Origin of the sequence: Mesorhizobium sp. M7A.F.Ca.US.002.01.1.1 (assembly GCF_004022955.1) — a bacterium.
In the GTDB taxonomy this organism is placed as follows: Bacteria; Pseudomonadota; Alphaproteobacteria; order Rhizobiales; family Rhizobiaceae; genus Mesorhizobium; species Mesorhizobium ciceri.
On the sequence record NZ_RZQE01000569.1, the window covers coordinates 1 to 3,331 of the forward strand.

The following is a 3,331-nucleotide window of genomic DNA, read 5'->3' on the forward strand; positions in this document are numbered from 1 at the left end:
ACGGCCGCCGGTCAGTCAATTTGCCTTCGCCGAGCTCTCCCGCCACCGACGCGATCATCGAGACTTCGAGCAATTCCTTCGGCGCCAGCGGCGGCAGGATCGACGGCAGCCGCTGCGCCAGCATCAATTTGCCCGAGCCCGGCGGCCCGATCATCAGAAGATCGTGCCACATTCTCCAGCATGGGGCTCGAATGGGTTGCGAACCCGGGAGAGAGGGTGCGCCGTTGGTGGCGTATGCGGCCTACTTTCCACTGCTGGAGGCCCTGACGGTTGACCCCATCGGCCATATGGAACACACTGCCGGCCTCGAAACGGGGCAGCGAAATGGGTGGTCCCGGGACGGAATCAGCCATCATCGATCGGATTTACGAGGCGGCTTTCCTGCCGGACGAATGGCCGAAGGCCTTGGGCGCGATCAGCGCCCTGTCCGGCTCGGCCGCCGGCACCATCTTCCTCTTCGGCGACGACATGCCGGTGCGTGGTCGTAGCGAGGAGATCGTGCGACCGCTGTTCGACGAGTTCGTCGCCAGCGATGCGTGGAAGGTCTCCGACTCGGTGCAGCGCACATACACGCTCAGGCCGTCTGAATTCATCGTCGTCGACGACTTGATGAGCGCCGGAGAGATCGAGCGCGATCCGGTGCGCCGCAAGCTCAGGGCCTTTGGCATCGGCCGGCATATCTGCGCGGTCGTGCCGATGCCGACGGGCGAACTGGTCACCTTTGTGTTCCAGCGCTGGCTGAAGGACGGCGCCTGCGACCTGGCCTCGCTCGCCCTGCTGAACTCGTTTCGCCCGCACCTTGCCCGCGCCGGCCTCATCGCCGCGCGGCTCGGCCTGGAAGCGGCTCGCGAAACCGTCACCGCGCTCGAAGCCATCGGTCTGCCGGCCGCGATCATGACCGGGGCCGGCCGCGTGCTGGCGGCCAACCGGTTTCTGGAGGCGATGTCGGACATCTTCCTGTCCGCCTCGCATGGCGGCCTGGCCATCGCCCATGCGCCCGCCAATGCGCTTCTGCAGGAGGCTATCACGGGGAACCGGGCCGATGCCGTCGTGCGCTCGTTCCCGGTGCCGGCAAGCCAGGGGCAGCGGGCCATGGTCGTCCATGTACTGCCGCTGCGCCGCACGGCACGCGACCTGTTTTCCGGCGCGGAGCTGCTTGTCGCCGCGACGGTGCCGTCGCCCGGCGCTTTTGTCCCGTCCGCCGGCATCCTGATGGGCCTGTTCGACCTAACGCCAGCCGAGGCGCGGCTGGCGACGAACCTGAACGCGGGCCAATCGCTCGGGGTTGCGGCGGCGGCGAGCGGGATCACGGTCAAGTCGGCCCGCACCTATCTCGAGCGCATCTTCCGCAAGACCGGCACACATCAGCAAAGCGAGCTCGTCGCGCTGCTCAAGACCGTCCACCCGTTCCCTGCTCATTGAAGACCTTCGACCCAGGGCCGAATGCTGTTGCAGCGTACAACTGGCGGGCGAGCACCGGCAACGCGCGCGGCATGTGGCAACGCTGCAACAGAAGGGGCCGGATCGTACGCATTGGCCGGCGAAATCCGACCGATAGTCGTCATGTGACGACTGTTCATCCCCCCGCATCCCCCGACATTCTTTCCGCGAAGCCGATCGAATCGGCGGAGGGGTTGCATGGTGGACCGTCTGTTCAGGCTCGCGGCGTTGGCCGCGATGGTGTCGTTGGCGCTGGTGGGGGCGGCGGCGGCGCAATCGGTCTGTGTCGCGGTTAGCGGGGCTCCACCGAGCCCGAGCGGGACTGCACTAGGTGCAGACTCGCTCGCCTGCGGGGTGGGCGCTGTGGCCAGAGGCGGCGGAACATCGATCGGCACTGGTACGGGAAACTTTTCGGGTGTGGGCAATGAAAATAATGTAGCCGTCGGCAACGGTGCTGGCGTCAGCGTGTACGGCAGCGGCAATGCCGCCTTCGGTTACTTGGCGGGCAACGCCGTAGCCGGGGGCAGCGACGGAGCGGGCGGCCTCCGCGATGGAAACGATAACATCGCCATCGGAAGCCAAGCAGGCTCCATCGTGACTGGCAGCAACAACATCGCTAGCGGCATCCGGGCCGGGCGGGAGGTGACTGGTAGTAACAACATCGCTACCGGCTTTCAGGCCGGGGGGGACGTATCGGGCCATCAGAACATCGCCAGCGGCAGCAATGCCGGGGGGGCCGTAAGGGGCGATTATAACATCGCCAGCGGCAACAACGCCGGCGCATTCGTGACGGGCAACTACAACATCGCCAGCGGCGCCTTCGCCGGCGACACTGTGATTGGCGACTACAACGTCGCCATTGGCGACTCCTCCGGCCTATATGTGACGGGGAGCAACAACATCGCGTTCGGCCGGAATGCCGGCGGCGGAATTTCCGGCGCGCCCCTGACGATGAACGATTCGATCTCGATCGGCTCCGACAGCGCGGCGGGTTTCGACAATTCGGTGGCCATCGGCGCCGGCGTGAAGACCACGCGGGCCGGCCAGGTGGCGATCGGCGACGGCGCCGCCACCTACACATTCGCCGGCGTCAACAGCGCCGCCAGCAAGGCTGCGCAGAGCGGCCCGACCTACCTGCTCACCAGCGATGGCGCCGGCAATCTCGCCACATCGCGCATCGACATCGGTCAGATCGCCGGGCTGGACAACCGTGTCAGCACGCTCGAAAATGGTTTTAGCGACCTCAACGGCCGCATCGATTGAGGGCACTGCCATGGCGCTCGCCATGGCCGGCGGCAGCCTGCCGGCCGACAAGAATTTCGCCGTCTCGATCAATTGGGGCACGTTCGAGGGCCAGAATGCCTTTGCCGGCACCGCCCATGCCCGGCTCACCGACAACCTCTTCATCAATGGCGGCGTCGGCGTCGGCGCCAGCGATCACACGGTCGGCGGCCGCGCTGGCCTGATGCTGGCGTGGTAGGCGGCCGATGTGCATTCAGGAGTTTCGCCGGCAAACCGGGCGAAAGGCCGTTATTTGACGGCATTGTGCCGTCCGTTCGCCGACAACCGTCGGGGCGCCGCGGCTCGGATCGATTCCAGGGAAAGGGCAACATCATGGAACGTTTGATCGGGCTGACGATGGTGACCGCCACGATCACGCTGGCCCTGGCGGCGGCGGCGGCGGCGCAGGCGGTCTGCGGCGTCGCCGCGACGGATGCGGGCCCGTTTACCAGCGGCGGCGGCGCGACGGCGACGGGCGCCGGCTCGCTCGCTTGCGGTCCCCGAGCTGTAGCCGTCAACGGAGGAACTTCGATCGGCGAGGGCGCGGGGGGCAGCAGTCAAGCAGACAACCGGGACAACGCCGCCATTGGCGGGGTCGCTGGCATATTCG

The 3,331-nt window shown here is 66.9% G+C and carries 3 protein-coding genes and 2 pseudogenes; 4 read left to right on the plus strand and 1 reads right to left on the minus strand.

Annotation, left to right across the window (positions count from 1 at the left end; translation table 11 throughout):
- Nucleotides 1–166 (minus strand): annotated as a pseudogene (locus EN932_RS32060) (ATP-binding protein); the annotation flags it as partial.
- 158 nt (nt 167–324) lie between these two features.
- Between EN932_RS32060 and EN932_RS32065 the strand changes: the two are divergent.
- The 4 genes and pseudogenes from EN932_RS32065 to EN932_RS32080 all read left to right on the plus strand — a co-directional run.
- A complete protein-coding gene (locus EN932_RS32065) occupies nt 325–1,422 on the plus strand; it encodes a helix-turn-helix transcriptional regulator (RefSeq protein ID WP_127370020.1) in 1,098 nt (365 codons plus the stop codon).
- Nucleotides 1,423–1,638: 216 nt separating this feature from the next.
- On the plus strand, nt 1,639–2,703 hold the full coding sequence (locus EN932_RS32070; RefSeq protein WP_127370019.1) for a hypothetical protein: 1,065 nt from the start codon (nt 1,639–1,641) through the stop codon (nt 2,701–2,703).
- Nucleotides 2,704–2,713: 10 nt separating this feature from the next.
- Nucleotides 2,714–2,920, plus strand: a complete 207-nt coding sequence (locus tag EN932_RS38195) for a YadA-like family protein (RefSeq protein ID WP_164766107.1) — start codon at nt 2,714–2,716, stop codon at nt 2,918–2,920.
- A 134-nt stretch (nt 2,921–3,054) separates the two neighbouring features.
- Nucleotides 3,055–3,331 (plus strand): annotated as a pseudogene (locus EN932_RS32080) (hypothetical protein); the annotation flags it as partial.

Coding starts and splice junctions, on each gene's coding strand:
- EN932_RS32065 (WP_127370020.1), top strand. CDS start 325: ATGGGTGGTCCCGGGACGGAATCAGCCATCATCGATCGGATTTACGAG.
- EN932_RS32070 (WP_127370019.1), top strand. CDS start 1,639: ATGGTGGACCGTCTGTTCAGGCTCGCGGCGTTGGCCGCGATGGTGTCG.
- EN932_RS38195 (WP_164766107.1), top strand. CDS start 2,714: ATGGCGCTCGCCATGGCCGGCGGCAGCCTGCCGGCCGACAAGAATTTC.